Origin of the sequence: Streptomyces genisteinicus (assembly GCF_014489615.1) — a bacterium.
Taxonomy (GTDB): domain Bacteria; phylum Actinomycetota; class Actinomycetes; order Streptomycetales; family Streptomycetaceae; genus Streptomyces; species Streptomyces genisteinicus.
This window is the reverse complement of the sequence record NZ_CP060825.1, coordinates 3676755-3703586: the sequence shown is the minus strand read 5'-3', so window position 1 is coordinate 3703586 and position 26832 is coordinate 3676755. Positions and strand designations below refer to the sequence as shown.

General features: G+C 73.5%; 24 protein-coding genes and 1 tRNA gene. 10 read left to right on the top strand and 15 right to left on the bottom strand.

What is annotated here, in order from left to right:
- Nucleotides 1-7: 7 nt before the first annotated feature.
- The 6 genes from IAG43_RS16105 to pdhA all read right to left on the bottom strand — a co-directional run bounded on the left by IAG43_RS16105 (nucleotide 8) and on the right by pdhA (nucleotide 8136).
- Nucleotides 8-1063: a potassium channel family protein gene (locus IAG43_RS16105; RefSeq protein ID WP_246574749.1), complete on the bottom strand. Its 1056-nt coding sequence runs from the start codon at nucleotides 1061-1063 to the stop codon at nucleotides 8-10.
- 20 nt (nucleotides 1064-1083) lie between these two features.
- Nucleotides 1084-2688, bottom strand: a complete 1605-nt coding sequence (locus tag IAG43_RS16100) for a molybdopterin molybdotransferase MoeA (protein ID WP_425508645.1) — start codon at nucleotides 2686-2688, stop codon at nucleotides 1084-1086.
- 443 nt (nucleotides 2689-3131) lie between these two features.
- The gene (locus IAG43_RS16095; protein ID WP_246574376.1) at nucleotides 3132-4082 is read right to left on the bottom strand and encodes an NTP transferase domain-containing protein; all 951 of its coding nucleotides are present in this window, start codon (nucleotides 4080-4082) and stop codon (nucleotides 3132-3134) included.
- A gap of 462 nt (nucleotides 4083-4544) precedes the next feature.
- Nucleotides 4545-5984 carry a dihydrolipoamide acetyltransferase family protein gene (locus tag IAG43_RS16090; RefSeq protein ID WP_187741409.1) on the bottom strand — a complete coding sequence of 480 codons (1440 nt, stop codon included), beginning with the start codon at nucleotides 5982-5984 and terminating at the stop codon, nucleotides 4545-4547.
- Nucleotides 5984-6988 carry an alpha-ketoacid dehydrogenase subunit beta gene (locus IAG43_RS16085; RefSeq protein ID WP_187741408.1) on the bottom strand — a complete coding sequence of 335 codons (1005 nt, stop codon included), beginning with the start codon at nucleotides 6986-6988 and terminating at the stop codon, nucleotides 5984-5986. The genes IAG43_RS16090 and IAG43_RS16085 overlap by 1 nt, the downstream gene beginning before the upstream one ends.
- The gene (pdhA, locus tag IAG43_RS16080; protein WP_187741407.1) at nucleotides 6985-8136 is read right to left on the bottom strand and encodes a pyruvate dehydrogenase (acetyl-transferring) E1 component subunit alpha; all 1152 of its coding nucleotides are present in this window, start codon (nucleotides 8134-8136) and stop codon (nucleotides 6985-6987) included. Before pdhA ends, IAG43_RS16085 begins: the two co-directional genes overlap by 4 nt.
- Nucleotides 8137-8376: 240 nt before the next feature.
- Here pdhA and IAG43_RS16075 point away from each other — a divergent pair, with 240 nt between their 5' ends.
- Entirely contained in the window at nucleotides 8377-8925 is a 549-nt protein-coding gene (locus IAG43_RS16075; RefSeq protein ID WP_187744494.1) for an Lrp/AsnC family transcriptional regulator, read from the top strand.
- Between the two features lie 163 nt (nucleotides 8926-9088).
- Here the strand turns inward: IAG43_RS16075 and IAG43_RS16070 are convergent, their stop codons facing one another.
- Nucleotides 9089-9679, bottom strand: coding sequence for a TetR/AcrR family transcriptional regulator (locus IAG43_RS16070; RefSeq protein WP_187741406.1), 591 nt, complete (start codon nucleotides 9677-9679; stop codon nucleotides 9089-9091).
- Nucleotides 9676-11235, bottom strand: a complete 1560-nt coding sequence (locus IAG43_RS16065; protein ID WP_187741405.1) for a 3-hydroxyacyl-CoA dehydrogenase — start codon at nucleotides 11233-11235, stop codon at nucleotides 9676-9678. The genes IAG43_RS16070 and IAG43_RS16065 overlap by 4 nt, the downstream gene beginning before the upstream one ends.
- A 122-nt stretch (nucleotides 11236-11357) precedes the next feature.
- Here IAG43_RS16065 and paaN point away from each other — a divergent pair, with 122 nt between their 5' ends.
- Nucleotides 11358-13034, top strand: a complete 1677-nt coding sequence (paaN, locus tag IAG43_RS16060; RefSeq protein WP_187741404.1) for a phenylacetic acid degradation protein PaaN — start codon at nucleotides 11358-11360, stop codon at nucleotides 13032-13034.
- 169 nt (nucleotides 13035-13203) lie between these two features.
- Here paaN and IAG43_RS16055 read toward each other — a convergent pair whose 3' ends face one another.
- From IAG43_RS16055 to IAG43_RS16045, 3 genes are read right to left on the bottom strand one after another with little or no spacing between them, the layout of a single operon-like run.
- On the bottom strand, nucleotides 13204-13857 hold the full coding sequence (locus IAG43_RS16055) for a TrmH family RNA methyltransferase (protein ID WP_187741403.1): 654 nt from the start codon (nucleotides 13855-13857) through the stop codon (nucleotides 13204-13206).
- Complete coding sequence (locus IAG43_RS16050) at nucleotides 13854-15212, bottom strand: HTTM domain-containing protein (protein ID WP_246574372.1); 1359 nt, start codon at nucleotides 15210-15212, stop codon at nucleotides 13854-13856. The genes IAG43_RS16055 and IAG43_RS16050 overlap by 4 nt, the downstream gene beginning before the upstream one ends.
- Entirely contained in the window at nucleotides 15209-16075 is an 867-nt protein-coding gene (locus IAG43_RS16045) for a DUF5819 family protein (RefSeq protein ID WP_187741402.1), read from the bottom strand. Before IAG43_RS16045 ends, IAG43_RS16050 begins: the two co-directional genes overlap by 4 nt.
- 175 nt (nucleotides 16076-16250) lie before the next feature.
- Between IAG43_RS16045 and paaA the strand changes: the two genes are divergently transcribed.
- The 5 genes from paaA to IAG43_RS16020 are packed head-to-tail and all read left to right on the top strand — an operon-like array spanning nucleotide 16251 to nucleotide 19844.
- A complete protein-coding gene (gene paaA, locus IAG43_RS16040; protein WP_187741401.1) occupies nucleotides 16251-17219 on the top strand; it encodes a 1,2-phenylacetyl-CoA epoxidase subunit PaaA in 969 nt (322 codons plus the stop codon).
- Complete coding sequence (gene paaB / locus IAG43_RS16035; RefSeq protein ID WP_187741400.1) at nucleotides 17216-17506, top strand: 1,2-phenylacetyl-CoA epoxidase subunit PaaB; 291 nt, start codon at nucleotides 17216-17218, stop codon at nucleotides 17504-17506. Before paaA ends, paaB begins: the two co-directional genes overlap by 4 nt.
- A 44-nt stretch (nucleotides 17507-17550) precedes the next feature.
- Complete coding sequence (gene paaC, locus IAG43_RS16030) at nucleotides 17551-18291, top strand: 1,2-phenylacetyl-CoA epoxidase subunit PaaC (protein ID WP_187744492.1); 741 nt, start codon at nucleotides 17551-17553, stop codon at nucleotides 18289-18291.
- Nucleotides 18285-18788 carry a 1,2-phenylacetyl-CoA epoxidase subunit PaaD gene (gene paaD, locus IAG43_RS16025; RefSeq protein ID WP_187741399.1) on the top strand — a complete coding sequence of 168 codons (504 nt, stop codon included), beginning with the start codon at nucleotides 18285-18287 and terminating at the stop codon, nucleotides 18786-18788. Before paaC ends, paaD begins: the two co-directional genes overlap by 7 nt.
- A complete protein-coding gene (locus tag IAG43_RS16020) occupies nucleotides 18789-19844 on the top strand; it encodes a 2Fe-2S iron-sulfur cluster-binding protein (RefSeq protein ID WP_187741398.1) in 1056 nt (351 codons plus the stop codon).
- Nucleotides 19845-20190: 346 nt separating this feature from the next.
- Here IAG43_RS16020 and IAG43_RS16015 read toward each other — a convergent pair whose 3' ends face one another.
- From IAG43_RS16015 to IAG43_RS16000, 4 genes are all read right to left on the bottom strand, one after another.
- A complete protein-coding gene (locus IAG43_RS16015; RefSeq protein ID WP_187741397.1) occupies nucleotides 20191-20535 on the bottom strand; it encodes a rhodanese-like domain-containing protein in 345 nt (114 codons plus the stop codon).
- 119 nt (nucleotides 20536-20654) lie between these two features.
- Entirely contained in the window at nucleotides 20655-21536 is an 882-nt protein-coding gene (locus IAG43_RS16010) for a J domain-containing protein (RefSeq protein ID WP_187741396.1), read from the bottom strand.
- Between the two features lie 33 nt (nucleotides 21537-21569).
- Nucleotides 21570-23033 (bottom strand): DUF2252 domain-containing protein, encoded by a 1464-nt coding sequence (locus IAG43_RS16005; protein WP_425508644.1) that lies wholly within the window; start codon nucleotides 23031-23033, stop codon nucleotides 21570-21572.
- Between the two features lie 312 nt (nucleotides 23034-23345).
- Nucleotides 23346-23429 (bottom strand) — tRNA-Leu (locus tag IAG43_RS16000).
- A 367-nt stretch (nucleotides 23430-23796) separates the two neighbouring features.
- Here IAG43_RS16000 and IAG43_RS15995 point away from each other — a divergent pair.
- The 3 genes from IAG43_RS15995 to IAG43_RS15985 all read left to right on the top strand — a co-directional run bounded on the left by IAG43_RS15995 (nucleotide 23797) and on the right by IAG43_RS15985 (nucleotide 26815).
- Complete coding sequence (locus tag IAG43_RS15995) at nucleotides 23797-24651, top strand: FHA domain-containing protein (protein WP_187741394.1); 855 nt, start codon at nucleotides 23797-23799, stop codon at nucleotides 24649-24651.
- 10 nt (nucleotides 24652-24661) lie between these two features.
- Nucleotides 24662-25177: an FHA domain-containing protein FhaB/FipA gene (locus tag IAG43_RS15990; RefSeq protein WP_187741393.1), complete on the top strand. Its 516-nt coding sequence runs from the start codon at nucleotides 24662-24664 to the stop codon at nucleotides 25175-25177.
- Between the two features lie 141 nt (nucleotides 25178-25318).
- The gene (locus IAG43_RS15985; RefSeq protein WP_187741392.1) at nucleotides 25319-26815 is read left to right on the top strand and encodes a Stp1/IreP family PP2C-type Ser/Thr phosphatase; all 1497 of its coding nucleotides are present in this window, start codon (nucleotides 25319-25321) and stop codon (nucleotides 26813-26815) included.
- Nucleotides 26816-26832 lie beyond the last annotated feature (17 nt).

Here is a 26832-nt window from a genome sequence, read left to right as displayed (position 1 = left end):
GGCGAGGCTACTCCCGGCCCCCGGGGGCCGGGTCGTTCTGCGCGCGCACGATGGTGATCAGGCGGTCCGTGAGCTGCAGCGGGCTGGCCGCGGGGTCGTCGTACGGCAGCAGCCGGTGGCCGCGGAGCACGCTCACGACCAGATCCTCCGTCTCCCGCACACTGAGGCCCACCTCGGCCTTTATGACCGGTCGTTCGATGAGGTCGAGCCCGCTGCCCTGCTGGATCAGGTCCTCCATGACCGTGCCCGCGCTGGGGCTGAGCACGGACAGGCCGAGCAGTCGGCCCGCCGCGCCGGAGCTGGTGATCACGGCGTCCGCCCCGGACTGGCGCAGCAGCGGAGCGTTCTCCTCCTCACGGACCGCGGCGACGATCTTCGCCCCGCGGTTGAGCTGCCGGGCGGTGAGGGTCACCAGCACGGCGGTGTCGTCGCGCTGCGGCGCGATGATGACCTGCCGGGCCTTCTGGAGCTCCGCCCGGGTGAGGACGTCGCTGCGGGTGGCGTCGCCGACGACGCCGACGAAGCCCTCGGCGTTCGCCGCTTCGATGACCTTGCCGCTCGGGTCGACGACGACGATCTGGTCCTTCCGCAGTCCGGTCGCGCACAGGGTCTGCATGGCCGACCGGCCCTTGGTGCCGAAGCCGACGATGACGGTGTGGTCGCGCAAGCTGGCCCTCCAGCGGTTCAGTCGCCACTCCTCGCGGGTGCGCTCGGTGAGCACCTCGAGGGTCGTGCCGACCAGGATGATCAGAAAGAGCACACGCAGCGGCGTCACCAGCAGCACATTGGTCAGCCGGGCCCCACTGCTGTACGGCACGATGTCGCCGTAGCCCGTGGTCGAGAGGGTGACGGTCGCGTAGTAGACGGCGTCGAGGAAGTCGACGCTGTCGTCCGCGTTGTCGTGGTAGCCGCTCCGGTCGGTGTAGACCAGCAGCACGGTGATGGCGAGCACCATCAGCGCCATCAGCAGCCGCTTGCTGACCTGGCGCAGCGGCCGCTCGACGATCCGGCGGGGGAGCTTCACCCGGCCGGTGACCAGGTGTTCGTCGGCGTTGCGGGCCATGGCGTCCTGGCCGGAGAGTTTCACGTGAAACACCCGCCTTCCACGGACGCCCGCCCGGCCCAGGGCAGGTCGATCACTTCCACGTCGTCTCCTGGTTCGGCGCCGCCGGGCGGGATCACGACCAGACCGTCCGCGACGGCGACTCCGCGCAGCATGGCAGGCCCGTTGTAGTGCAGGGGGGCCGGCCGTCCCCTGTCGTACGCGAAGGGTACGAGGCGGGTGTCGTGCGGATGCCCCTGCACCGTGTCGCGCACGGGCAGCCGGCACGGACGTTCCGGTTCCCGGCCGGAGAGCGTACGCAGTACCGGTCCGGCGAGGGTCAGCAGGCCCGACACCGCCGCCAGGGGGTTGCCCGGCAGACCCACCAGATGGCGGCCGTCGGGGAGCCGCGCCAGCAGCATCGGATGTCCGGGCCGCACGGCGACCTGGTCGACCAGGAGCTCTGCCCCGGCCCTGCGCAGCACCGGGTGGACATGGTCGACGGGTCCCGCCGCCGTGCCGCCGGTGGTGACGACCAGGTCGGCGTCCGAGGCCGTGACGGCCCGGTACAGGGCGTCCGCGTCGTCGCCGATCCGCCGGGTGGCGACGACGTCCGCCCCCAGCGCGTGCAGCCAGGGTCCGATCATCGGGCCGAGGGCGTCGCGGATCAGCCCCTCGTGCGGGAGCCCGGAGGTGAGCAGTTCGTCCCCGAGGACCAGCACCTCCGCGCGGGGGCGCACCACCGCGAGCAGGGTGTCGTAGCCCGCCGCCGCGGCGAGCCCGAGGACGGCCGGCGTCACGGCCGTCCCCGTGGGCAGCAGCCGGTCACCGGTACGGCACTCCTGCCCGCGCGGACGGATGTCCTGGCCGGGGGTCACGGGGCGCTCCGCGTGCAGCAGCCGTGTGCCCTCCGCGGCGCGGGCGTGCTCGCTGCGGATCACCGCGGTGGTCTCCAGCGGCACCCGGGCGCCGGTGGCGATCCGCAGTGCGGTGCCGTCCGGCAGCGGTGCGGCGCCGCCGTGACCCGCCAGGATCGAACCCTCGGACGCGATCCGCCAGGGCCCGGGGCCGGCCACGGCCCAGCCGTCCATCGCGGAGGTGTCGAAGGAGGGGAGGTCGCACAGCGCGGTCAGCGGCTCGGCGAGCACGGTGCCGAGCGCCTCCGCGAGAGGCAGGCGCACGGTACGGGGAGCGCGGGAACGTCCGGCGCCGGCGGCCACCGACCGTGCGGCGGGCCAGGGGTGCGCCCGGTGCCTGCCGCGCTCGGCCCCGGCGCTGTCCGGCCGCGCGGCGGACCGGTGCGTGCCCTGGCGTGCACCGCTCACCAGCGCGAGAGCCTCGTCGACACCGTCGATCTCCCCGTCGTCGCCCCCGGACCGGCCCGGCGTCCCGAGCCGGTCCGGCGTCCCGAGCCGGTCCGGTTCACCGTCGTCGGCTCCTGCGGCCTCTGCGGCCCCGGGGCGGCGGTGGAGGTGGGGGCCGGGGTGGGGTTCGGATTCCGCGTGCGGCTGAGGCTCGGGGCGGGGCGCGGGCTGCGGCCTTGGTCCGGGCTGCGGCTCGGGGTCGGACGCGCCGGACGCGTCGGGGGCGTCCGGGGTGCCCGGAGCGTCCGCGGCACCTGTGGGAGGGGTGGCGGTGGGGGGCATGGCGGCCTCGGCAGCACGGCTGGTGGGGGTCCGGTGCTCGGGGGCCCGTTCGGCCGTCGCGGGGGTGTCGCCGCCGGCCCGCGCGGGCCGCCCGTCCGGGTCCGCGGCCACCGCTTCCCGGGCCACTGCCGGGGAAGCGCTCCGGGCCGAGGCGGACGGCTGGGGCATGGCCGCGGTCGGGGGCTGGGGCGGGGCCGGGACCGGGGCCCGGCTCGCACCCTGGGCAGCCCGAACCGGTGGCGTGGACGACGCCGCGGGCCCGGACGCGTCGTGAGCCGCGGCCGGAGCACCCGGCGCGGCCCCGCGTACCGGCGGGTGCGCCTCGGCGCGGGCCCCGGCGGTGTGCGGCCCCACGCCGGGGACGGTGACCGGCCCGGACGCGCGCGCGGTGCCGCGCGGATCGGTCCCGTCGTGCGCTCCGCCGGAAGCGCGATGGTGGGCGGTCATCCCGATGCGTCCCCGCCGTCCGTGGTGTCCGTGGCGTCCGTGGCGTTCCCGCCGCCGGTGCCCGTCCCCGGGGCGGCGGGCGCGTCCGCGCCGTCCGACTCCTCGGCCCAGCGGGCCGCGAGCGCGACGGCCCGGCGCGCGGCGTCCGCCACGGCCTCGGGGCCTCCGCCGGCCTGCGCGGCGGCGTAACCGACGAGGAACGTGGTCAGCGGCGCCGCAGGGCGGGCGACGCCGTGGGCGGCGTCGCGCGCGAGGTCGAGGAGGACGTGGGTGTCGACGTCGAGCTCCACGCCGAGTTCGGCCTTGGCTGCGGTGATCCATTCATCAAGCACGTGCCCATGCTCCCTGATGCGTGCCCGGGCGGCGGAGACGTCCTCCCAGGTGTCGCAGTCGAACGAGGCGAGGGAGTCACTCCCCAGGCGGGCGAGGTCCAGTTCGTGCGTGAGCAGCCGTAGGGGAAGCCCGGTGAGGCTGCCGTGTTCGGTGGCGAGAAGCGCGAGTTCACGTCGCAGCGGCTCGGTCCGGTAGGCGGCGACCAGCGGTTGGTCGCGCCCCTCGCCGTCCGTCAGAACGGCCCCCTCGCGTCCGGTCTCCGCCAGCACCGCGAGCAGCCGGTCCACCGTGGCATTCGCCAGGAAGGGCAGGTCCGCGGAGAGGACCACCACCGTCTGCGCGTCGCACTGGCGCACGCCGGCGTCGAGAGCCGCGGCGGGGCCGCCTCCCGGAGGGTCCTCCCGGGTCCACACGACGGGCCGGACGGTCGCTCTGCGCCCGCCGACCACGACGGTACGGCCGGCGCCCGTGCAGGCCCCGAGCACACGGTCGAGGAGAGGCCGCCCGCCCACGCGCACGGAGGGCTTGTCGGCGCCGCCGAGGCGCTCGGCCGCGCCACCGGCGAGCACGACGGCGTCGTACGCGGTGTCCACGGTCGCCTGTGCTGTCGTCACACCAGCAGTATGGGCCGACCGCGTCGCGGCCCGGGAGCCCCGTCCGCTCTGCGATCACCCGCTCCGAGCCGACCGGTCCCCGTACGTCGCACGACGCGGCGCGATATGTCGCACGACGCGGCGCGATCCGTGCCCCGCGGACGGACCGCAGCCGACCACCGGGCCGGCCCGTCCGCAGCCGCCCCGACGGGAACCGCCCCCGCCCTGAACGGCCTTCCGTCCTCCCCCCTCCGACGCGTGACCGTCCGGGGGACCTGCCGCGACACCCGCGCCCGGTGCCCCGCTCCGCGCCCGTCCGGGCACCCACGGCCGGGTGGCGACCGCGCCCCGGATCCGCGCAGGACGCACGACCGTCCCGAACCCCGCCCCGCGGACGGACCGCCTGGGGGCCCGGCGCCGCGGACGGACCGGACCGGACGGCGCAGCGTCCGAGGCCGGACAGCCGGCCCGGCCGCCGCGCGCCTACAGCGTGCGCAGCAGCACCGCCGGGTGTTCCACGCAGTCGGCCACGTACCGCAGGAAGCCTCCCGCCGTGCCGCCGTCGCACACGCGGTGGTCGAAGGTCAGCGACAGCTGGACCACCTGACGGACCGCCAGCTCGCCTTGGTGCACCCACGGCTTCGGCACGATGCGGCCGACCCCGAGCATCGCCGCCTCCGGGTGGTTGATGATCGGCGTGGAGCCGTCGACGCCGAACACCCCGTAGTTGTTCAGGGTGAACGTGCCGCCGGTCAGGTCGGCCGGGGTCAGCGCCCCCTGCCGGGCCGCCTCCGTCAGCCGGGCGAACTCCCCCGTGAGGGATTCGGCGCTCCTCGTGTGCGCGTCCTTCACCACCGGGACGACCAGGCCCCGCTCGGTCTGGGCGGCGAATCCGAGATGGACCTCGGGCAGCCGCACGATCTCGCGGGCCTCCATGTCGACCACGGAGTTGAGCTCGGGGTGCAGGCGGAGCGCCGACGTGCAGATGCGGGCCAGCAGCGAGATGAGCGAGATCTTCGGTCCGCCCGCCGCGTTCATCGCCGCCCGGGCCGCCATCAGTTCCGTGGCGTCGGCGTCGACCCAGCAGGTGGCGTCCGGGATCTCGCGCCTGCTGCGCGAGAGCTTGTCGGCAACCGCCCCGCGCACTCCGCGCAGCGGCACCCGCTCGCCCCGGGCGGTTGCGGACTGCCCGGCATGCGCCGGCGGGCTCGCTGCCGCCACCGCGTCCGTGGCGGGCACCTTGAGGGCGCGCTCGACGTCGGCCCGCAGGATCAGCCCGTCGGGTCCGGTCCCGGTGAGCCCCCGCAGGTCCAGGTCGTGTTCGCGGGCGAGCTTGCGCACCAGCGGGGAGATCACGGCGACGGGGCCGTCCTGCGGCGATCCGGTCCCCGCCGAAGGGCCGCCGAGCACCGGCCGCGCCGTCTGCGGCGCGGTGGCGACGGCCGCGGCGACAGCGGGGGCGGGGGCAGCGGGCGCGGGGGCGGACGCCGGGGCGGCAGCCGTGGCCGCGACCGGTGCGGGCCGCAGGCGCCGGCGCCGTGCGGCCGGGGCTCCCGTGCCGTAGCCGACGAGGACGTTGCCCGACGTCTCCGGGGAGCCGGCCGACGCGGCGGGCTCCGGGCGGGCGGCGGCCCCGGCGTCCGCCGTGTCGCCGCCGGTGGCTCCGGCCGCGTCCACGGCCCCCACGGCGACGGTCAGCAGGGGAGCGCCGACGGGCAGTTCCGTGCCCTCCTCGCCGAAACGGGCGGTGACCACGCCGCCGTACGGGCAGGGCACCTCGACCATCGCCTTGGCCGTCTCGACCTCGACCACGGGCTGGTCGATGGCGACGACGTCCCCGACGTCGACGAGCCAGCGCACGATCTCCGCCTCGGTGAGGCCCTCACCGAGGTCCGGGAGCTTGAACTCCAGCACCTGTGCCATCAGCTCTCTGCCTCCCACTGCAGCCGCGCGACCGCGTCCAGCACTCTGTCCACGCCCGGCAGGTGGTGCTTCTCCAGCATGGGCGGCGGATACGGGATGTCGAAGCCGGCGACGCGCAGCACCGGGGCCTCCAGGTGGTGGAAGCAGCGCTCGGTGACCCGGGCCGCGATCTCGCCGCCGGGACCGCCGAAGCCGTTGGACTCGTGCACGACAACCGCCCGGCCGGTGCGGCGCACCGAGGCGCAGACCGTCTCGTCGTCGAACGGCACGAGCGACCGCAGGTCGACGACCTCCAGGTCCCAGCCCTCGGCACGGGCGGCTTCGGCGGCCTCCATGCAGACGGGGACGGACGGGCCGTAGGTGATCAGGGTGGCGCTGCGGCCGGGGCGGCGGATCACGGCCCGGCCGATCGGCTCGACGGCGGTGGGTGCGTCGGGGGACCACGGGGCCTTGGACCAGTAGAGCCGCTTGGGCTCCAGGAAGACGACCGGGTCGTCCGAGGCGATGGCGGCCCGGAGCATCCCGTAGGCGTCCTCGACGGTGGCGGGGGTGACCACGTGCAGCCCGGGGGTCGCCATGTAGTAGGCCTCGGACGAGTCGCTGTGGTGTTCGACTCCGCCGATCCCGCCGCCGTACGGCACCCGGATGGTCAGGGGGAGGGGCATCCCGCCCCGGGTGCGGTTGCGCATCCGGGCGACGTGGCTGATCAGCTGCTCGAACGCCGGGTAGGCGAAGGCGTCGAACTGCATCTCGACCACGGGCCGCAGTCCGTACATCGCCATGCCGACGGCCGTGCCCAGGATGCCCGCCTCGGCCAGCGGTGTGTCGGTGCAGCGGTCCTCGCCGAACTCCTTGGCGAGCCCGTCCGTCACCCGGAAGACGCCGCCGAGCGTGCCGACGTCCTCTCCCATGACGTGGACGGTCGGATCCTCGGCCATCGCGTCGCGCATCGCGCGCTGGAGGGCCTGGGCCATCGTCGCCGGCTTCGCGGCGGCCGTGGTCATCGTGCTTCTCCCTCGGCGTCGGCCGCGGCGTCGAGCTCGGCGGTCAGCTGGGCCGCCTGCTCACGGAGCTGGCCTGTCCGCTCGGCGTAGACGTGGGCGAACAGATCCATCGGTTCGAGGACGGGCTCGGCGTTCATCCGCTCGCGCAGCCGCGCGGCCATGGTCTCGGCGGCGTCGGACGCGGCCTTCCTGACCTCGTCGTCGAGCAGACCGCGCCGGGTCAGCTCACGCTCCAGCAGCAGGATCGGGTCGTGTGCCCGCCAGGTCTCGACCTCGCTCGCACCCCGGTACCGGGTGGCGTCGTCGGCGTTGGTGTGGGCGTCCATGCGGTAGGTGACGGCCTCGATCAGGGTGGGGCCGCCGCCGCGCCGGGCCCGCTCGACGGCCTCGGTCAGCACCTCGTGGACGGCCGCCGCGTCGTTGCCGTCGACCAGCCGGCCGGGCATCCCGTACCCCACGGCCTTGTGGGCGAGGGACGGGGCGGCGGTCTGCTTGGCCAGCGGAACGGAGATGGCGAAGCCGTTGTTCTGCACGAGGAAGACGGTGGGCGCCTGCCAGACGGCGGCGAAGTTCAGTGCCTCGTGGAAGTCGCCCTCGCTGGTGCCGCCGTCGCCGACCATGGCGAGTGCGACCACGTCGTCGCCCTTGAGGCGGGCCGCGTGGGCGAGCCCGACCGCGTGCGGGAGCTGGGTGGCGAGCGGGGTGCACAGCGGGGCGATCCGGTGCTCGTGCGGGTCGTATCCGGTGTGCCAGTCGCCGCGCAGCAGCGTCAGCGCCTGCACCGGATCGAGGCCGCGGGCGACCGCGGCGAGCGTGTCGCGGTAGCTGGGGAAGAGCCAGTCGCGCGTCTCGAGGGCCATCGCCGCGGCGACCTCGCAGGCCTCCTGGCCGGTGCTCGACGGGTAGACGGCGAGGCGGCCCTGCTTGGTCAGCGCGGTCGCCTGGGCGTTGTAGCGGCGGCCTCGGACGAGTTCCGCGTAGAGCCGCAGCAGCAGCTCCGGATCGACGGCGTCCGCCGACTCGGTACCCAGGACGCGGTACGGCTCGGGGTCCGGGAGCAGGGGCGCGGGGTCCGTGCGGGGCTGCCAGGCCGGCGGCGGGGTGGGCCGGTAGGCGGCAGTGTCACCGGGCAGCTCCTGGACCGTCATGCTGCTCTTCCTCAACGTGAGCACCTCCTCGTGGGAGCGCCGACGAAACGAAGCCGAAGGCGACGACGAATGCTGAAGGGAGGCCCGGCCGGGTGTGGCGCGCCTCACCTACCGATTGTTCGGTCGTGGACGCATTTTGGCTACAGGCACGGGCAGCCTGTGGACAAACGGTTCTCCACAGCTTCAGATGGAGCCAGGTCGTCCACAAGGGGAAGGCGGGGGGACATGTCCACTGAACAAATGGCCGACGGGGGGAACCGCCCTGATGCCACACCCCCCGCACGCCCGCTGGACGCCGTCGACCGCGACATCCTGCGGATGCTCCAGGCGGACGGCCGGGCCTCCATACGCTCGGTCGCCGAGCGGGTGCACGTCTCCCGGGCCAACGCGTACGCGCGCATCAACCGGCTCATCGACGACGGCGTGATCCGCGGCTTCAGCGCCCGGGTCGACCACGAGCGCGCGGGACAGGGGGCGTCCGCCTACATCACGCTCAAGATCGTGCAGAACTCGTGGCGCACGGTGCGGGAGCAGCTCCAGGCGCTGCCCGGCGCGGCGCACATCGCCCTCGTCAGCGGCGACTTCGACGTCCTGCTGCTGGTGCACACGGCGGACAACCGGACGCTGCGGGAGCTGGTGCTCACCCGGCTCCAGTCCATTCCCGAGGTGCTGTCCACGCGGACGCTGCTGGTCTTCGAGGAGACCGACCTCGATCCTGCGCCGGGCACGGGGTCTTCGGGCATCGGATCCCCGGGCACCGACGCGGAGCCGGACCGGCCGCTTACCTGAGTCCCTACCGGCCGCTTCCCGAAGTCCCGACCGGCCGCTTCCCTGAACTCCCGACCGGCCGCCTCCGTGGCGTCCGGCGAGTCCGGCCCCGGCGCCCGGCCGGGTCCATCGCATCGCGGGCGGTTCCGCCGCGACCCGGCGGCCGAACCGGACCGGCTGCCCGCTACCCCGCCCGGAGGCCGTCGAAGGCCATCCGGACCACCGCGTCGGCCACCTGCTCCCCGTCGTGACCGCCGCCGGGCTGCGGGCGGTACCACTCGACCAGCGAGTTGACCATGCCGAAGAGCAGCCTGGTCGCGAGGCGCGTGTCCACGTCGGCCCGCAGGTCGCCGTCGGCAGCGGCGGCCTTCAGCAGGTCGGCGACGCGCTGGTCGAACTCCCGCCGGCGTTCCATCGCCCAGCGCTCGGTCTTGGTGTTGCCCCGGACGCGCAGCAGCAGTGTCACGTAGGGGAGTTCGGCCATCAGCACCTCGACGGTGCGGCGGGTGACGTACTCGACGCGCTCGACGGCCCGGCCCCGCTCGGCGCCGCTTTCGTCGAGGATCGCGAACAGCGCGTCGATGGCCCGGCTGACGGCCCGCCGCAGCAACTCCTCCTTGCCCGCGACATGGTGGTAGATCGACGACTTGGAGATGCCCGCCGCACGGGACAGGTGCTCCATGGACGTGCCGTCGTAGCCGCGCTCGTTGAAGATGCGCACGGCGACGGTGAGCAGCGTCTCGGGCGTGTACGTGTCCCGTCTGGCCGTGGTCACGACGCGTCCCCGTCCGCTGCGTCCACCGCGTTCCCCGCGTCCATGGCGTCCGCCTCGTCCTGAGCCGCGTACGACCACTGGTGCAGGCCGAGGGTGCGCGCGTAGCGCCCGGTGGGGACCGTCCGGTGGAGGTTCTCCAGCAGCTCCCACGCCCAGTCGCGGCCCAGCCGCTCCTGCCATTCGACGGGGCCCAGCGGGTAGTTGACGCCGAGCCGCATCGCCGTGTCGACGTCCTGGGCGGAGGCGGCCCCGCGGGCGACCGCGTCGAGCGCCAGGTCGCCCAGCATGGCGACCGTGCGCGCGACGATCATGCCCGGCACGTCGCCGATGACGGTGACCTTCTTGCCCAGCGCCTGGAACAGGCCCGTGGCCTGGGCGAGGGTCTCGTCCCGGACGGCCCCCGGGGCGACGGAGAGCGCGACGCGGCCGGCGGTCCGGTAGTCCAGGGCCAGGTCGAAGTAGACGACGTCACGGAACTCGCAGGCCATCTGCCCGTCGGCGAGGACCAGTTGTCCGCCGCTGGGCAGGATCAGGCGGGTGCCGCCGTCCTCGTCCTCCTGGCGCACCGTGACGCCGGCCTCGCGGATCATCCCGAGCAGCTCGGCCGCGGGGCCGAGGCCGCCCTCGGCGACGACGTACTCCGGGGCGTTGCGGGGGGCCGCGTCCACCGGCGCGGGGGGCTCCGCCCCCTCGGCGTAGGAGTACCAGCCGTGGCCCGACTTCCGGCCGAGCCGGCGGGACTCGACCAGACGCCGCTGCGCGAGCGAGGGCTGGAACTTCGGGCTGTGGAAGAACGATTCCCAGACGGAACGGGTGACGGCCTCGTTCACGTCCTGGCCGATCAGGTCGGTGAGTTCGAAGGGGCCCATACGGAATCCGCCGCACTCGCGCAGCACCGCGTCGATCGTCGCGGGGTCGATCCCGTGCTCCTCGTGCACGGCGAAGGCCTCGGCGTAGAAGGGCCTGGCTATGCGGTTGACGATGAAGCCGGGCAGGTCGGCGCAGCGCACCGGGGTCTTGCCCCATGCCGCCACCGTCTCCGCCGCTCGCACGGCGGCCTCCTCGTCGGTGGCGTGGCCGCTGACCACCTCGACGAGGGGCAGCAGGGGAGCGGGGTTGAAGAAGTGGAGGCCCACGAAGCGGCCGGGGTCGCGCAGGACTCCCGCGACGGCCGTGACGGAGAGCGAGGAGGTGTTGGTGGCGAGCAGGCAGTCGTCGGCGACGATCTTCTCCAGCGCGGCGAACAGCTCCTGCTTGACCGCCGGCTGCTCCACGACCGCCTCGACGACGAGCGCGGCGTCGGCCAGTTCACCGGCATCGGTCGCGGGGTGCAGCCGGGCCCGCGCGGCGTCCCGGTCGGCTGCCGTCATCCGGCCCTTCTCCACCAGGCGGTCGAGGCGTGCCCCGATGGCCTGCGCGGCTTCCCCGGCCCGCCCGGGGGCGGCGTCGAGGAGACGCACGGGGTGGCCTGCCGTGAGCGCGACCTGGGCGATGCCCTGGCCCATGGTGCCCGTGCCGACCACGGCGACGGTGCGGCTGCTGTCGATGGCGGTCATGGAGGGATCCTCCCCGATGAGTTGTCCACAGACGCGACAGGCCCCCTTGTACCGACCGATCGTTCGGTTACTCTAACTCTGTCATCACTCCCCTGCCCAGCTCGACGAGGAGTTGGTCCGTCATGCAGTTGACCGAGACCCACCGGCCCACGCTCGACCAGGCCCTCGAAGCGATCCGCACGCGTGCCTACTGGTCCCCCCACCCGGAGCACCCCAAGGCATACGGCGAGACAGCGCCAGCGGACGGCCTCGCGGCCTTCGAGGCGCTGCGCGACACCCGCTTCGACCTGGACCAGCCCGGCACGGACGGCTGGACGGGCGGCGAGGTGTCGCCCTACGGACCGGAGCTCGGCATCGAGTACCCGCACGCCGACCCGGACGTGCTGCTGCCCGCGATGCGCGCGGGCACCGCGGCCTGGCGCGACGCCGGCCCCGAGACCCGGGCCCTGGTCTGCATCGAGATCCTGGCCCGCATCAGCGCCCGCACCCACGAGTTCGCCCACGCGGTGATGCACACCAGCGGGCAGGCCTTCCTGATGGCCTTCCAGGCGGGCGGTCCGCACGCGCAGGACCGCGGCCTCGAGGCGGTGGCCTACGCGTACGCGGAGCAGACCCGTACCCCGGCAGCGGCCGACTGGTCCAAGCCCCAGGGCAAGCGCGACCCCCTGGAGCTGCGCAAGACGTTCACCGCGGCAGGCCGCGGCATCGCCCTGATGATCGGCTGCAACACCTTCCCGACGTGGAACGGCTACCCGGGCCTCTTCGCCTCCCTGGCGACGGGCAACGCGGTCCTCGTCAAGCCGCACCCGCGCGCCGTGCTGCCGCTCGCCATGACCGTGAAGGTCGCCCGCGAGGTCCTCGCCGAGGCGGGCTTCGACCCGAACCTCGTGGCCCTGGCCACCGAGCGCCCGGGCGAGGGCATCGCGAAGACGCTGGCCGTCCGGCCCGAGATCAGGATCATCGACTACACGGGCTCCACCGCCTTCGGCGACTGGCTGGAGGCCAACGCCCGGCAGGCCCAGGTCTACACGGAGAAGGCCGGGGTCAACACGGTCGTCGTCGACTCGACCGACGACTACAAGGGCATGCTGTCCAACCTCGCCTTCTCCCTCTCCCTGTACAGCGGCCAGATGTGCACCACCCCGCAGAACGTCCTGGTCCCCCGCGACGGCATCACCACCGACCAGGGCCACCGGACGTACGACGAGGTGGCCGCCGACCTGGCCGCCGCGGTGAGCGGACTGCTGGGCGACGACGCCCGGGCGAACGCCCTGCTCGGCGCGCTGGTCAACCCCGACGTCAAGGCCAGGCTGGAGGCCGCGTCCGGCCTCGGCGAGGTGGCGCTGGCGTCCCGCGAGGTGCCCCACCCGGAGTTCCCCGGCGCCACGGTGCGCACGCCGGTAATGGTCAAGCTCGACGGCGCCCGCAAGCTCTGGGAGTCCCCGGACGCCGAACCGGCCTACCTGTCGGAGTGCTTCGGCCCGGTCTCCTTCGTGGTCGCCGTCGACTCGACGGACGACGCCCTGGAGCTGCTGCGCCGGACCGTCCGCGACAAGGGCGCGATGACGGTCGGCGCGTACACCACCTCCCAGGAGACGGAGAGGGCGCTGGAGGAGGTCTGCCTCGACGAGTCGGCGCAGCTCTCGCTGAACCTCACGGGCGGCGTCTACGTCAACCAGACGGCGGCGTTCTCCGACTTCCACGGCTCCGGGGGCAACCCCGCGGCCAACGCGGCGCTGTGCGACGGGGCCTTCGTGTCCAACCGCTTCCGTGTGGTGGAGGTGCGCCGGCAGGCCTGATCCGGGCCGGCGGGAGCAGGGGTCCGGGTGCGCCCGGCCCCGCTCCCCGCGGGGCTTCGCCGCCGCCCCGGCCGGGCGGCACGGGCCCGTCGCGGGCGCCTCGGCCGGCCCGGGCCGCAGACCGCCCACGGGCCCGGCGGTGACCCGGCGGCCGCGGCGGACCCGGCTGTCAGGGCATCGGCACGTCGGCGTGGCGCTGCACCCAGGCGTGCATGGCGATGGCCGCCGCCGCCCCGGCGTTGATCGACCGGGTCGAACCGAACTGCGCGATCGAGCAGACCGTCGCCGCGTGCCGGCGCGCCTCCTCGGTCAGCCCGGGACCTTCCTGCCCGAACAGCAGCACACAGCGGCGGGGCAGCTCGGTCCGCTCCAGCGGCACGGCGCCCGGGAGGTTGTCGATCCCGATCACGGGCAGGTCCTCCGCCGCCGCCCAGGCGGTCAGGGAGGCGGTGTCCGGATGGTGCCGCACATGCTGGTAGCGGTCGGTGACCATCGCCCCGCGCCGGTTCCAGCGCCGGCGGCCGACGATGTGGATCTCCCTCGCCAGGAAGGCGTTGGCCGTGCGCACCACCGACCCGATGTTGAAGTCGTGGCTCCAGTTCTCCACCGCCACGTGGAAGCCGTGCCGCCGGGTGTCGAGGTCGGCGACGATGGCCTCACGCGTCCAGTAGCGGTACGCGTCGACGACGTTGCGCCGGTCTCCCGCGGCCAGCAGTGCGGGGTCGTACCGTTCGCCCGTCGGCCACGGCAGCGGGTGCGGGCCCACGCCGATCTCGGGGCCGTAGCCCTCGTCGTACTGCAGCGGTTCCTCGGTGGTGCTCACCCGACGAGCGTACGCGGCGGCCCGCCGTCGGCGGCCCGGAGGCGTTTCGCCCAGGGCGTCCGCCGGATCACCCGGTCGCGCGTGCGCACGGTCGCCGCCCCCAGCCACACCAGGAAGACCGTGGGGAGGAAGACTGCGTCGGCCGCGATCATCGCGAGCGAGAAGAACGGCAGGCCGAGGATCAGCGCGATGCCGGCGTGCTCCACGATCATCGCCACCAGCAGGACGTTCTTGACCTTCCGGTTGAAGAGCGTGAACGGGAAGGCGACCTGCACGAACACCGTCGCGTAGGTCAGGACCATCACCATCAGGCCGCTCGCCGCGAGCAGGTCGGAGAGCCCGGGCCAGGGGGTGAAGTACTCCAGCTTGAGCGGGTAGTACAGCGCGGTGCCGTCCTGCCAGCGCGAGCCCTGGATCTTGTACCAGCCCGCCGTGGCGTAGATCAGGCAGACCTCGGCCATGATCACCACCAGGGCGGTGTTGTGGACGAGGTTCGCCAGCGAGTCCAGCAGCACGAACGGCTGGCTGCCCTGCGCGTACCGGCTGACCAGCCACCACAGCCCTTGGACCACCCACAGGGTCCACAGCAGCGCGATGACGAAGGTGTCCGTCCGGTTGAGCAGGGTGCCCGCGAGGAGCCCGGTGCCGACCAGGGCCCACAGCAGCGGCCCCGCCGCGTCGCCGGCGGGACGGCCGGGGGCACGGCGCGCGGCGCGGCGGGCGTCGAGGGACCACACCCGGGCGCACCGGGTGAACACGAGGTAGATCGCCATCAGGTGCACGACGTTGTCGCCGCCGTCGCCGACGAGGATCGTCCGGTTCTGCAGGGACAGCACCCCGAACAGGAACAGCGCGGACGCGGCGCGGGTGCGCCAGCCGAGCAGCAGCAGCAGGCTCGACAGCACGGCGACGCCGTAGACCGCCTCGAACCACCAGGCGCTCTGCGACCACAGCAGTCCGGTGAAGGCGTCGCTGCCCGCGACCATCTGCCGTCCCATGTCCCAGCTGAACGGGCCCTCGGGCCCGTACAGACGGTGCCGGTTCGGCAGCTCGAAGAGCAGGAACACCAGCCAGGTGCCGGCGAAGCCGATGCGGACGACGGCGCTCTGGTACGGCCCCAGCACCGTCTCCGTGACGCGCTGGAGGGCGCGTGCCGCCCTGCTGTCGGGAAGCGTCCCCGTCCCCCGGGCGGCGGGCGCCTGCGGCGCCGGCCCCGGGCCGGGCACCGCCCCGGCGGGAGCCCCGGGAGCGGGGGCGCCGGGAGCGGGAGCGGGGGCCACGGGCTGGGGCGTCCCCGCGGCGGCGGAGAGCGGCGGCGGGGGTATCGGTCCCGTGGGCGTGGGGCCCGGTGTCATCCGCGTTCCTCCGTCCGCCCGTTCACGACGCCCGCGGGCAGGTCGGCAGGGGTGATCGTCCACCACGGCAGCTCACGATGCACAGGCCGGGTGTCGGTCTTCTCGGCGCTCCACTCGGGCGCCTTGATCGACCGGCTCGCCGACCTGAGCTGGACGCGCTGGACCGGGCCGTCGAGACCGGCGCCCTCCAGCCGCTCCATGGCGATCCTGCGCAGATACTGCTCGGCCAGCCGGCCGCGGACGCCGTTCGGGCGGTTGTCGTCGTCGTGGGAACCGAGGTAGAAGTCCCAGCCCCGGCGGAGCTGGTTCTGGTGGACGTGGCTGGGGAAGAGGTTGCCGCGGATCGCCTCGGCGTCCTGCGCCGTCATGTCGATCCACTCCGTCGTCCGGCGCTGCCCGTCGGCCGCCAGGTACTCGGCCCGCACCTCCACGGCCACGTTCTGCTGGAGGGGGTTCGGGGCGAAGAGCCGCCAGTTCTGCTCGAACTCCGGGAAGACCCACCAGCGGACCGCGTCGCCGTGGCTCTTGGTCACCGTGTTGGACGGCGCGACGTGCAGGAAGACCATCGCCAGATGGACGGCGGCGAGGACGCCGACGAGGGCGAGCCCGATCGCGGCGGCCACCTGGTACGGCAGGTCGAGCGCGGCGATGCCGGCGGCGGGACCGGGCTCGGCGGCCGGCGGGCCCACGGGTCCCGGCGCGGATTCGGGTCCCGGTGCGGGTCCGGATGCGGGTTCCGGTCCCGGTGCGGGTCCCGGTGCGGGCGGCGCGGCGTCGGCGTCGTCCGGGGTCCGGGGCGGCGGTGGAGCGGCGGCACCCGGGCCGCCCGCGACCGCTCCGTCCTCGTGCTCGTCGGACCTCATCCCCGCCCCGATCCTCGTCGTCCTCGCGCCGTCCGTCCGGCCGCGCCGGCGTCCGCCACGCCCTCGGCGCGGTGTGCGCCGCCCCCGTCGGTCATCCACAGGGTTGACACCTTAAGGGCCCTCGTCTCACCATTGAAGCCAGTGAACCGAACGATCGGTCGGTAGGGGAGTCCCGATGACGGCAGTGACTGCGGATGCGTACGAGGCGGCGTTCGACGCCGCCGTGGCCGCCGACGAGCGCATCGAACCGCGCGACTGGATGCCGGACGCCTACCGCGCCACGCTCGTCCGCCAGATGGCCCAGCACGCGCACTCCGAGATCATCGGAATGCAGCCCGAGGCCAACTGGATCACCCGCGCCCCCTCGCTGCGCCGCAAGGCGATCCTGATGGCCAAGGTCCAGGACGAGGCGGGCCACGGCCTGTACCTGTACAGCGCGGCGGAGACCCTGGGCACCAGCCGCGACGAGCTGCTGGACAAGCTCCACACCGGCCGCCAGAAGTACTCGTCGATCTTCAACTACCCGACCCTGACCTGGGCCGACGTCGGCGCGATCGGCTGGCTCGTGGACGGCGCCGCGATCACCAACCAGGTCCCCCTCTGCCGCTGCTCCTACGGCCCCTACGCCCGCGCGATGGTCCGTGTCTGCAAGGAGGAGTCGTTCCACCAGCGCCAGGGGTACGAGCTGCTGCTCGCCCTCTCCCGGGGCACGCCCGAGCAGCACGCGATGGCACAGGACGCCGTGGACCGCTGGTGGTGGCCGTCCCTGATGATGTTCGGCCCGCCCGACGACGCCTCCGCCCACTCCGCCCAGTCGATGGCCTGGAAGATCAAGCGCCATTCCAACGACGAACTGCGCCAGCGCTTCGTCGACATCTGCGTCCCGCAGGCCGAGTCCCTCGGCCTCACCCTCCCCGACCCGGATCTCCGGTGGAACGAGGAGCGCGGACACCACGACTTCGGAGCGATCGACTGGACCGAGTTCCACGAGGTCCTCAAGGGCAACGGCCCGTGCAACGAACAGCGCATCACCCAGCGCCGCCGCGCGCACGAAGAGGGCGCGTGGGTCCGTGAAGCCGCCGCCGCGTACGCGGAGAAGCACCGCACCGCACAGCACACCGAGCCCGGGGAGGCGACGGCATGAGCAGTCCGACCGAATGGCCGCTGTGGGAGGTCTTCGTGCGCTCGCGCCGCGGCCTGTCCCACACACACGCCGGCAGTCTGCACGCCCCGGACGCCGAGATGGCCCTGAGGAACGCCCGGGACCTCTACACCCGCCGGAGCGAGGGCGTCTCGCTGTGGGTCGTCCCGTCCACCGCGATCACCGCCTCCTCCCCCGACGAGAGGGACCCGTTCTTCGAGCCCTCCGCCGACAAGCCCTACCGGCACCCCACCTTCTACGAGATCCCGGAAGGGGTGCAGCACCTGTGACCTCCACGACCACGCACCCCGCGGCGGGCCCCGACCCGGCGTCCGTGCCGGGCCCCGGCACGGACCCCTCGACGGCACGCGCCGCCCTCGCCCTCGGCGACGACGCCCTGGTGCTCTCCCACCGGCTGGGGGAGTGGGCGGGACACGCGCCCGTGCTCGAGGAGGAGGTGGCCCTCGCCAACATCGCCCTCGATCTGCTGGGCCAGGCCAGGATCCTGCTCTCCCTCGCCGGCGACGAGGACGAGCTCGCGTACCTGCGCGAAGAGCGCGAGTTCCGCAATCTCCAGCTGGTCGAGCAGCCGAACGGCGACTTCGCGCACACCATCGCCCGCCAGCTGTTCTTCTCCGTCCACCAGAGCCTGCTCCACCGGGAACTCGCCGCGGGCGACGGCCCCTTCGCGGGTCTGGCCGCCAAGGCCGTCAAGGAGATCGCCTACCACCGCGACCACGCGGAGCAGTGGGTCCTGCGGCTCGGTGACGGCACCGCCGAGAGCCACGAGCGCATGCAGCGTGCCTGCGACGCGCTCTGGCGCTTCACCGGAGAGCTGTTCGCACCCGTCGACGGCCTGGGGCTCGGCCCCGAGGTCGTGGCGGACATGGAGGCGGCCTGGCTGGAGCAGGTCGGCCAGCTGCTGAAGCAGGCCACGCTCACGGTGCCCACAGGGCCGCGCACGGGCGCCTGGACCGCGGGCGCGGGCCGGCAGGGCGTGCACACCGAGTCGTTCGGCCGGATGCTGGCGGAGATGCAGCATCTCCACCGGAGCCATCCGGGGGCGTCATGGTGACGGGGACGCAGGACACCGGTGCCGAGGCCCGGCTGCGGAGGATCGCGGGCTCCGTGCCCGACCCGGAGCTGCCGGTGCTGACCCTCGAGGAGCTGGGTGTCATCCGGGAGGTCCACGTGACCGGGCCCGACCGGGTGCGGGTCGAGCTCACCCCCACCTACACGGGCTGCCCCGCGATCGAGGCGATGTCCGCGGACATCGAGCGCGTGCTCCACGAGCACGGGGTGGCGGACGTGTCCGTCGTCACGGTGCTCGCTCCCGCCTGGTCGACGGACGACATCACGGCCGAGGGCCGCCGCAAGCTCAGCGAGTTCGGCATAGCCCCGCCGCGCGCGCGGGCGGCGGACGGCCCGGTCCCGCTCTCCCTCTCGGTCCGCTGCCCGCACTGCGGCTCGACGGAGACCGAGCTGCTGAGCCGGTTCTCCTCGACGGCGTGCAAGGCGCTGCGCCGCTGCGTCTCCTGCCGTGAACCCTTCGACCACTTCAAGGAGCTGTAGATGTTCCATCCGCTCCGGGTGGCCGCCGTCGAGCAGCTCACCGACGACTCGGTCGCCGTCACCTTCGACGTCCCTGCCGAACTGCACGAGACGTTCCGCCACACCCCGGGCCAGCACCTGGCGCTGCGGCGGATCGTGGACGGCGAGGAGATCCGGCGCACGTACTCGATCTGCGCTCCGTCGTCCCCGGCCGGTACCGCTCCCGTCCTGCGGGTGGGCATCCGGCTGGTCGACGGGGGCGAGTTCTCGACGTACGCGCTCAAGGAGCTCGCGGTGGGCGACGTCGTCGAGGCCATGGCGCCGATGGGCCGCTTCCTGCTGCCGCCCCGCCCCGGGTACTTCGCCGCGATCGTCGGCGGCAGTGGTGTCACCCCGGTGCTCTCGATGGCCGCCACCCTGCTCGCGACGGAGCCGAAGGCACGGTTCTGCCTGATCCGCAGCGACCGCACCGCGGCCTCGACGATGTTCCTGGACGAGACCGCCGACCTCAAGGACCGCTGGCCCGACCGGTTCCAGCTGGTCACCGTCCTCTCCCGGGAGGAGCAGCAGGCCGGTCTGCCGTCCGGCAGGCTGGACCGGGCACGGCTGACGGCCCTGCTGCCCGCCCTGCTCGCGGTCGGCGACGTCGACGGCTGGTTCCTCTGCGGGCCCTTCGGGCTCGTCCAGGGCGCCGAGCAGTCCCTGCGCGAGCTCGGCGTGGACCGTGGCCGCATCCACCAGGAGATCTTCCATGTGGACGACGGGTCGGCCCCCTCGCCGGCCCGTGCCGCCGCTCCCGCCCACGCCTCGCTGACCGCCACCCTCGACGGCCGTTCCGGCTCCTGGCCCGTGCAGGAGGGGGAGACCCTGCTGGAGACGGTGCTGCGCAGCCGGGCGGACGCGCCGTACGCCTGCAAGGGCGGCGTCTGCGGCACCTGCCGCGCCTTCCTGGTCTCCGGCGAGGTCCGCATGGACCGCAACTACGCGCTGGAGCCGGAGGAGACGGAGGCGGGTTACGTCCTCGCCTGCCAGTCGCACCCGGCCACCGCGGAGGTCGAGCTGGACTTCGACCGCTGACGACGGTGCCACGGCGGCACCCGCACGGGGCGACGGCGCCCGCCGCGTGCGGGGAGTGCCTGGACGTCCCGCCCGAGGACGGCGCGGGGCTCCCTCTGCGCCGCGGCCACCCATCGCGGCCACCCGCGCCCGTGCCGCTCTCCACTCCGCTCACCGACCGGCGAAGCCGCTGACGGCCCCCGCCGGGCCCGTCGACGCCTGATCCGGCCCGGCCCGGCCGTCCGGCCCCTCCGTGGGCCGGTCCCGCCCGCGGGCGACCGGCTCCGGCTGCCGGGCCCCTGACGGGGCGGCCGGGGCGGCCCGGCGCAAGCAGCCGGCGCGCGGCCGCGGGCTTCCCGTCTCCGGCTCAGAGCACGTAGGCGGCGTCCCCGCTCTCGGCCACCATCGGGCGCCCGGCGCCCTCCCAGGCGAGCATTCCGCCGCTGATGTTCACGGCGTCGATGCCCTGCTGCACCAGGTACTGGGTGACCTGCGCGGACCGGCCTCCGACACGGCACATGACGTACGCGCGCCGACCGTCCGCCACGGCCTCCGTCACCTCGCCGAAGCGCGCGACGAAGTCGCTCATCGGCACGTGAAGCGCTCCGTCGACGTGACCGGCCGCCCACTCGTCGGCCTCCCGGACGTCCACGACCAGACCGTCGGCCGGTACCGCGGCGGCGTCCACGGCGGGCAGCGGGGCGAAGTTCATGGGGTGATGCCTTCTCTCGTACGTACCTGGGTGTGTGGCCGGAGAGTCTGCCCGTGCGGGCGCCCGTCCGGCACGGACGGCCCGGCCGGACCGCGCGCAGGCGCGACGGCCCGACGAACCTACTCCACCAGACCGGCCAGTTCCTTCTCCCGCTCGGCGACCTGGGCCAGCAGCTGCTCGGCGATCTCGTCGAGCAGACCGTCCGGATCGTCGGGGGCCATCCGCAGCATGGCTCCGATGGCGCTGTCCTCCAGTTCACGGGCGACGGCGGTCAACAGCTCCTTGCGCTGCGACAGCCACTCGAGCCGGGCGTAGAGCTCGTCGCTCTCGCTCAGCCGGGGCGCGGGCGGGACAGGACCGGCCTCCCACTCCTCGGCGAGCTCCCGCAGCTTCGCCGCGTCACCGAGCCCGTAGGCCGCGTTCACCCGGGCGATGAACTCGTCGCGGCGCGTCCGCTCGTCCTCGTCCTGCGCCAGGTCCGGATGCGCCTTGCGCGCCAGCTCCCGGTACAGCCGCCTGGCCTCGTCGCTGGGCCTGACCCTCCTGGGCCCGCGCACGGGCTGACCGGTGAGCATCGCCGCGGCCTCGGGCGACAGGCCGTCGCCGTCCATCCAGTCGTGGAAGAGCTCGTCGACGCCCGGCATGGGCATCACCAGAGCGCGCGCCTCCTGCGCCTTGCGCAGATCCTCGGGATCGCCGCTGCGCGCCGCGCGGGCCTCGGCGATGCGGGCGTCCAGCTCGTCCAGGCGCGCGTACATCGGACCGAGCTTCTGGTGGTGGAGGCGGGAGAAGTTCTCCACCTCCACCCGGAACGTCTCCAGCGCGATCTCGAACTCGATCAGCGCCTGCTCGGCGGTGTGCACCGCGCGGGCCAGCCGGTCCTCAGGACGCTCCGCGGCGCCCTCGGGCGTCGCCCGCGGACCGTCCTGCGCCGCGTCCTGCCGCGCGTCGCGCTCTTCGTCGTTCCGGGTGCCGGGCCCCCCGGCGGCTTCCTGGGTCACTCGTCCACCCTACGGGCGTGCCCCGGTCCCCTGTCACACTCCCAGTTCAGCGGCTATGCGGCCGTTCTTCACCGCGGCCAGCAGATCCGCGTGGTCGGCCTCCGTCAGGTCGGCGTAGGCGACCGCGAAGGAGGCGAGCGCCTCGTCGAGCTCCTCGTTCTTGCCGCAGTACCCGGCGAGCAGCCTCGGATCGGCGCTGTGCGCATGCGCCCGGGCCAGCAGGGCCCCGGTCATCCGTCCGTAGTCGTCGAGCTGGTCCGGGGTGAGCGCGGCGGGGTCCACACTTCCCTTGCGGTTGCGGAACTGGCGCACCTGGAAGGGACGGCCCTCCACGGTCGTCCAGCCGAGCAGGATGTCGCTCACCACCTGCATCCGCTTCTGCCCCATGACCACCCGCCGGCCTTCGTGGCCCGCCGGCTGCACGGTGAAGCCGGCCGCCCGCAGATGCGGCTCCAGCGCGGAGGGGCGGGCCTCCTTCACCTGGAGGATCAGCGCGTCCCCGCGGTGGTCGAGCAGCAGGACGACGTAGGACCGGGTGCCCACGCTGCCCGTGCCCACCACACGGAACGCCACGTCGTGCACGGCGTAGCGGGCCAGCAGCGGCAGGCGGTCCTCGGAGACGGTGGCCAGATAGGGGCCGAGCGCCGAGGCGACCGCCGCCGCTTCGGCGTCCGGAACCCGCCTGAGCACGGGCGGCGCGTCCACGAAGCGGCACTCCTCGGTGCCGTCCTCCACCGTCACCCGCTCCGTCGACCGCGCGGCGAACCGGGCGCTGGTGTTGTTGCGGACCTTGGCAGAGACCCGGTCCAGGGTGCCGAGCAGGTCACGGGCGTCCGTGTGGGACACCAGTTCCTCGTCGGCGATGGCGTTCCACGCGTCGAGGGCGGGGAGCCTGGCCAGCAGCCGCATGGTGCGCCGGTAGGCGCCGACGGTGTCGAAGGCCGCCGCGCGGCACACGTCCTCGTCCGCGCCCACCACCCGGCCCGCGAGGACCAGCGAGACGGCGAGCCGCTTGAGATCCCACTCCCACGGACCGACGACCGTCTCGTCGAAGTCGTTGAGGTCGATCACCAGCCCGCCCCGCGCGTCCCCGTAGAGGCCGAAGTTGGCCGCGTGGGCGTCGCCGCAGAGCTGGGCGGCGATCCCCGTGACGGGCGTGCCCACCAGGTCGTGCCCCATGAGCCCGGCGGAGCCCCGCAGGAACGCGAACGGCGAGGCGGTCATCCGCCCCACCCGTATCGGCGTGAGCTCGGGGACCCGGCCGCGGCTGGACTCCTCCACGGCACGGACCGCGTCGGGCCGGTCCTGTGTGAGCACGAGCGAATCGTGACCGGACCGGGGAACGCGGTCCCTGAGCGCCTTGCCGATCTCCTTGGGGGAACGGAGCGGCCCGTCGGCGTCCTGACGCCCGGAACTCGCACGCGAGGCGAACCCGGGCACCTCGGGGATGCGTCCGGCGCCCGATGCGGCCCCCGCCGCCGGCCGCTGCGCGGGCATCCGTATCTCGGCGTCGTTCATGCCGCTGCCTCCCCCGGGCGTCCGTACGCCCTGAACATCACGTGCCCAGACCGTACCGCCGGTCCGTGACCGGCGTCTCCCCCTGTGGACAACCTCCCCGGGCCGCCGCCGGACACCGCACAGGAGGTCCGCGATGTCCCCCCTTGTTCCACGTGAAACATCGCACGCTCCACGGCAGGGAGGGCCCGGCGCGGCCACCACGTCCCGGCTGCCGCGTACGGTCACGAGGGAACGGAGAAAGAGAAACGGGCCCCCACCGGAAGTTCATCCGGTGGGGGCCCGTCTCCGCTGTGCGCGAGGGGGGAGTTGAACCCCCACGCCCTTTCGGGCACTGGAACCTGAATCCAGCGCGTCTGCCTATTCCGCCACCCGCGCATTGGGTGTTGTCTCCGGGCGCTTCACCTGTTCGGTGCGACCCCCTGGCGACATGCAGAAGATTAGCACGCTGCGGAGGGTGGATTCACATCCGTTGTTTCGGACGCCCTCGGAGCGAACAGGGAAGAGGACGGGCGGCACGGAACGGCATGAGAGGGCGGGCGGGACGGGCACGGAACGGGGAGCCGTCTCCCCCACTCCTCCTGTATGCGTCCCGCGTGCGGGACACTGTTCTGAGGCCGCCTCTACGATCCGTGTGAGGGGTGACACTCATCGACGGGGCAGACAAGGGGAACCAGCCGATTTCCCGACGCGTGGATACGATCAGTAAGCAGTACCAGGGCGACAACGACGGAGGAGGTGCCCCATGGGAGTCCTGAAGCGGTTCGAACAACGTCTCGAAGGCCTGGTCAACGGCACCTTCGCCAAGGTGTTCAAGTCCGAGGTCCAGCCCGTGGAGATCGCGGGCGCCCTCCAGCGCGAGTGCGACAACAACGCGACGATCTGGAACCGGGACCGGACGGTCGTCCCCAACGACTTCATCGTGGAGCTCAGCGCACCCGACTTCGAGCGCCTCAGCCCGTACTCGGGCCAGCTCGGCGACGAGCTGTCGGGCCTGGTCCGCGACTACGCCAAGCAGCAGCGCTACACCTTCATGGGACCGATCAAGGTCCATCTGGAGAAGGCCGACGACCTCGACACCGGTCTGTACCGGGTGCGCAGCCGCACCCTGGCGTCGAGTACGTCACAGTCGCAGGGTGGCCCCGGGCCCGCCCAGGGCGCGCCTCGCGGCGGTTACGGCTACCCTCCGGCGGCGGCGCCCTCGGGCGCTCCGCCCATGCCGGCGGCCCCGCCTCCTGGTGTGCCGGGAGGCCGTCCCGGCCCCGGGGCCGGACAGCGCGCACCGGGCCCCGGCGGCCCGGGCGGGCAGCAGAACGCGGCTGTACGTCGCTGGATCGAGATCAACGGCACACGCCATCAGATCTCCCGCCCGACGCTGGTGCTGGGTCGCAGCACCGACGCCGATGTGCGGATCGACGACCCCGGCGTATCGCGCCGGCACTGTGAGATCCGGACCGGAACGCCCTCGACGATCCAGGATCTCGGGTCTACCAACGGCATCGTGGTAGACGGGCAGCACACCACCCGCGCTACGCTCCGCGACGGCTCGCGGATCGTCGTGGGCAGCACCACCATCGTTTACCGGCAAGCCGAAGGGTGAAGCGGGGGCAATGTCAGAGCTGACCCTGACGGTCATGCGGCTGGGTTTCCTGGCCGTTCTGTGGCTGTTCGTGATCGTGGCCGTCCAGGTCATCCGCAGCGACCTGTTCGGTACGCGCGTCACGCAACGCGGTTCGCGCCGCACCGCCGACGCGCGTCCGCAGCAGGGCCGCCAGCAGGCCGCGCCGCCGCAGCAGCGGCAGCAGGCCTCCGGCGGCCGCCAGCGCCGGGGGGCGCCGACCAAGCTGGTCGTCTCCGAGGGCACCCTGACGGGCACCACCGTCGCCCTCCAGGGGCAGACGATCACCCTGGGCCGGGCGCACGATTCGACCATCGTGCTGGACGACGACTACGCGTCCAGCAGGCATGCCAGGATCTACCCCGATCGAGACGGCCAGTGGATCGTCGAGGATCTCGGGTCCACCAACGGCACGTATCTCGACCGGACCCGGCTCACCACGCCGACCCCGATTCCGCTGGGCGCGCCGATCCGCATCGGCAAGACCGTCATCGAGCTGCGGAAGTAGTACGACAATGAGCGAGCGGAGCGAGCGAGCCGCCGTGGTCGCCACCGGCGACCGGCACGGGCTCCCGACCGGAGGGTGGGCAGTGTGGCTCGAGACCGGCTGGCGCGACAGTCGAGCGGCGAGCCGACGGGTGAGGTGCGCATGAGTCTCTCTCTGCGTTTCGCCGCCGGATCGCACAAGGGCATGATCCGCGAGGGCAACGAGGACTCCGGCTACGCCGGACCCCGGCTGCTGGCCATCGCCGACGGCATGGGCGGCCAGGCCGCGGGTGAGGTCGCCTCGTCCGAGGTGATCTCGACCCTCGTCACCCTCGACGACGACGTCCCCGGCTCCGACATCCTCACCTCCCTCGGCAGCGCTGTGCAGCGGGCCAACGACCAGCTCCGGATGATGGTCGAGGAGGACCCGCAGCTCGAAGGCATGGGCACCACGCTCACCGCCCTGCTGTGGACCGGCCAGCGCCTCGGTCTCGTGCACGTCGGCGACTCCCGCGCGTACCTGCTGCGGGACGGGGTGCTCACCCAGATCACCCAGGACCACACCTGGGTGCAGCGGCTGGTCGACGAGGGCCGGATCACGGAGGAGGAGGCGACCACCCATCCGCAGCGTTCGCTGCTGATGCGTGCGCTGGGCAGCGGCGACCACGTCGAGCCCGACCTCTCCATCCGCGAGGTGCGGGCCGGCGACCGCTACCTGATCTGCTCGGACGGTCTCTCCGGCGTGGTCTCGCACCAGACGATGGAGGAGACGCTCGCGAGCTACCAGGGCCCGCAGGAGACGGTGCAGGACCTGATCCAGCTCGCCCTGCGCGGCGGCGGGCCCGACAACATCACCTGCATCGTCGCCGACGTCCTCGACACCGACGGCGGCGACACCCTGGCCGGGCAGCTCAGCGACACCCCGGTCGTGGTCGGCGCGGTCGCCGAGAACCAGCACCAGCTCAACGACGGCGGAGCCATGCAGACCCCGGCCGGCCGCGCGGCCGGTCTCGGACGCTCCTCCGCCCAGACCGCTCCCGGCGGCAGCTTCGGCCCCCCGGGATCGGGCGACGGCTACGGCGGCATGCCTCCGGAGGATTCCTTCGGGGCCTACACCGACGAGGACTTCGCCAAGCGCGGCGGCCGCAAGTGGCTGAAGCGGTCCTTCTTCATCGTGCTCGCGCTCGCGGTGGTCGGCGGCGGCCTCTACGGCGGGTACCGCTGGACGCAGACCCAGTACTACGTGGGATCCAAGGACGAGCACATCGCCCTCTACCAGGGCATCAGCCAGGACCTCGCCTGGGTCTCGCTCTCGAAGGTCCAGAAGGACCACCCCGAGATCGAACTCAAGTACCTACCGCCCTACCAGCGCAAGCAGGTCGAGGCGACGATCACCGAGGACAACCTGGACCGGGCCCGCGCCAAGATCGAGGAGCTCGCCCGGCAGGCGTCGGCCTGCAAGAAGAACGAGCAGCGCCGCGATGCGGCGGACCAGGCCAGCACCCCGCCTCCCACCGAGGGCGAGGGCGAGGCCGGCGAGGGTGCCGGCACGCCGACGACCCAGGGCAACCAGACCAAGCCGAACGCAGCCTCTCCCTCTCCGGGTCCCACCCTCTCGGAGGAGGAGCAGAAGCTGGCCTCCAACTGCGGCAAGCAGTAGTGGGCCGTAGGGGGCCT

Bases quoted from the DNA above. Each gene is read 5' to 3' on its own strand.
- IAG43_RS16105 (WP_246574749.1), bottom strand. From the start codon at position 1,063: ATGGCCCGCAACGCCGACGAACACCTGGTCACCGGCCGGGTGAAGCTC.
- IAG43_RS16100 (WP_425508645.1), bottom strand. From the start codon at position 2,688: ATGCCCCCCACCGCCACCCCTCCCACAGGTGCCGCGGACGCTCCGGGC.
- IAG43_RS16090 (WP_187741409.1), bottom strand. From the start codon at position 5,984: ATGGCACAGGTGCTGGAGTTCAAGCTCCCGGACCTCGGTGAGGGCCTC.
- IAG43_RS16085 (WP_187741408.1), bottom strand. From the start codon at position 6,988: ATGACCACGGCCGCCGCGAAGCCGGCGACGATGGCCCAGGCCCTCCAG.
- pdhA (WP_187741407.1), bottom strand. From the start codon at position 8,136: ATGACGGTCCAGGAGCTGCCCGGTGACACTGCCGCCTACCGGCCCACC.
- IAG43_RS16075 (WP_187744494.1), top strand. From the start codon at position 8,377: ATGGCCGACGGGGGGAACCGCCCTGATGCCACACCCCCCGCACGCCCG.
- IAG43_RS16065 (WP_187741405.1), bottom strand. From the start codon at position 11,235: ATGACCGCCATCGACAGCAGCCGCACCGTCGCCGTGGTCGGCACGGGC.
- paaN (WP_187741404.1), top strand. From the start codon at position 11,358: ATGCAGTTGACCGAGACCCACCGGCCCACGCTCGACCAGGCCCTCGAA.
- IAG43_RS16050 (WP_246574372.1), bottom strand. From the start codon at position 15,212: ATGACACCGGGCCCCACGCCCACGGGACCGATACCCCCGCCGCCGCTC.
- IAG43_RS16045 (WP_187741402.1), bottom strand. From the start codon at position 16,075: ATGAGGTCCGACGAGCACGAGGACGGAGCGGTCGCGGGCGGCCCGGGT.
- paaA (WP_187741401.1), top strand. From the start codon at position 16,251: ATGACGGCAGTGACTGCGGATGCGTACGAGGCGGCGTTCGACGCCGCC.
- paaB (WP_187741400.1), top strand. From the start codon at position 17,216: ATGAGCAGTCCGACCGAATGGCCGCTGTGGGAGGTCTTCGTGCGCTCG.
- paaD (WP_187741399.1), top strand. From the start codon at position 18,285: ATGGTGACGGGGACGCAGGACACCGGTGCCGAGGCCCGGCTGCGGAGG.
- IAG43_RS16020 (WP_187741398.1), top strand. From the start codon at position 18,789: ATGTTCCATCCGCTCCGGGTGGCCGCCGTCGAGCAGCTCACCGACGAC.
- IAG43_RS16015 (WP_187741397.1), bottom strand. From the start codon at position 20,535: ATGAACTTCGCCCCGCTGCCCGCCGTGGACGCCGCCGCGGTACCGGCC.
- IAG43_RS16005 (WP_425508644.1), bottom strand. From the start codon at position 23,033: ATGCCCGCGCAGCGGCCGGCGGCGGGGGCCGCATCGGGCGCCGGACGC.
- IAG43_RS15995 (WP_187741394.1), top strand. From the start codon at position 23,797: ATGGGAGTCCTGAAGCGGTTCGAACAACGTCTCGAAGGCCTGGTCAAC.
- IAG43_RS15990 (WP_187741393.1), top strand. From the start codon at position 24,662: ATGTCAGAGCTGACCCTGACGGTCATGCGGCTGGGTTTCCTGGCCGTT.
- IAG43_RS15985 (WP_187741392.1), top strand. From the start codon at position 25,319: ATGAGTCTCTCTCTGCGTTTCGCCGCCGGATCGCACAAGGGCATGATC.